The organism is Alcanivorax sp. HI0044 (assembly GCF_001634945.1).
In genome coordinates, this window is record NZ_LWEZ01001364.1 from 1 (window position 1) to 1,113 (window position 1,113).

Sequence of the window (1,113 nt, forward strand, 5' to 3'; positions counted from 1 at the left end):
CGCGCTTTTGAACTTTGAACTTTGAACTTTTAACTCCGCCCATCGCGCCGCGTACCCGCAGTGCACAGAGAGCGTCGCCCCTACATGACAATCAGAAAGGACCAACCCATGACCCAAAAAATCGAATTCCTCTTCGACGTGGGCAGCCCCACCGCCTACCTGGCCTGGAGCCAACTCCCCGCCCTGTGCGAGCGCACCGGCGCTGAACTGGTCTACGTCCCCGTCTTGCTGGGCGGCATCTTCAAGGCCACTGGCAACAACCCGCCCGGTGCCGTGCCCGCCAAGGGCATGTACATGATGCGCGACCTGGCTCGCTACTCGGCGCGCTACCAGGTGCCGCTCACCATGAACCCGCACTTCCCGGTGAACACCATCACCCCCATGCGCATTATCACCGCCGCCATCGGCACCCCGGAACAGGATGCCGTGATCACCGCCCTCTACAACGCCATGTGGCGCGAGCCCTGCAAACTCTCCGAGCCGGAAGAAATCACCCGCGTCCTTACCGCCGCCGGCCTGGATGCACAGGCCTGGCTGGACAAGGCCGCCAGCGACGAAGTGAAAGAGCAGCTCAAAGCCAACACCGAGGCCGCCATCAAGCGCGGCGTATTCGGCGCGCCAACCATGTTCGTGGGCAATGAAATGTTCTTCGGGCAGGACCGGCTCGATTTTGTGGAGGAAGAAGTTAAAGAATAGCTACGAGCTACGAGCTACAAGGAAAAGACAAAAGCCCGGGCGCGTGTGACGTGTTCCGGGCTTTTGTCTTTTCGTGATGGGCAGGCGTGTTTGCTATGTGTGTTGCGCTGCGATCTTGTGTAGATTCAGGGTCTTGAAAAGAGACTAACGCGAGGGAGCGCGCTATGACGGATCTTGTCCTTACCACCTATGACTGGGTGCCCGACATGCCACGGGGTTACGTGCGTGACCTGCGCGTGCGCTGGGCGCTGGAAGAGGCCGGGTTGCCGTATCAGGTGCAGAGGGTTCCGTTTCACGAACGGGGAGCCGATCACTTTGCGCATCAGCCCTTCGGGCAGGTGCCCTGGCTCACCGATGGCGATCTCTCATTGTTCGAAAGCGGTGCCATCCTCCTGCATCTGGCAGAACGCAGTGCAT

The 1,113-nt window shown here is 60.3% G+C and carries 2 protein-coding genes; both read left to right on the plus strand.

Features of this window, described 5'->3' with window-relative positions; all coding sequences use genetic code 11:
• The first annotated feature begins 108 nt into the window (after window positions 1-108).
• Window positions 109-696: a 2-hydroxychromene-2-carboxylate isomerase gene (locus A3730_RS20205; RefSeq protein WP_063521115.1), complete on the plus strand. Its 588-nt coding sequence runs from the start codon at window positions 109-111 to the stop codon at window positions 694-696.
• Window positions 697-860: 164 nt separating this feature from the next.
• Window positions 861-1,113: glutathione S-transferase N-terminal domain-containing protein (locus A3730_RS20210; protein ID WP_197477543.1), on the plus strand; the 253-nt coding region annotated here is incomplete at its 3' end.